At 69.2% G+C, this 545-nt stretch carries 1 pseudogene; it reads left to right on the top strand.

Annotation, left to right across the window (positions count from 1 at the left end):
* Positions 1 to 324 precede the first annotated feature (324 nt).
* Positions 325 to 545 (top strand): annotated as a pseudogene (locus ACSNN9_RS28625) (hypothetical protein); the annotation flags it as partial.

Raw genomic sequence — 545 nt, 5'->3', positions numbered from 1 at the left:
GGCATCGTGGGGGCGGAATCGCGGCCGGGGCGGGGTCGTTACACCCTGCGTACGACCGAGCAAGACCGCACCACCCCACGGGTGGTGGGGCCCCGGAATGATGGCGGGCCGGCGGTCGTTACACATGGTCCGGCCGACGTGAGAGGGCGACCCCCGCCCCCACGAACAGCCCGGTCCCCCGGCCGACACGGCCGACCTGATCTTCCCTTCGGCGAGACGCCGGAGAACTCCCCTTGAGCTTCTTGAGCGCCGGACGGTGCTTGCACCCACACAGCCGGATTCCCCCTTCGGTGTGGGTGCCGACCCCCGAATGGAGCACCTGTGATGAACACGATTCTGCGTAAGAGCGTTCTTGGTGTTGCTGGTCTGGCGTTCGCCGGTGGTGTGTTCGCCGGTCCCGCGACCGCCCACGCGACCCCGTCCGTGGAGTCGACGCCGGTGGCGGTGGCGGTGCAGGCCGACAAGCCGGACAAGGCGAAGCTGGTGCCGCATGGTGTGCAGGGTGCGCAGTCGCGCATCGAACTCTCCGACGAGCAGGTCGGCAA

It is taken from the genome of Micromonospora sp. URMC 107 (assembly GCF_051386315.1).
Lineage (GTDB): Bacteria > Actinomycetota > Actinomycetes > Mycobacteriales > Micromonosporaceae > Micromonospora.
This window is presented reverse-complemented; position numbering and strand designations above follow the sequence as displayed.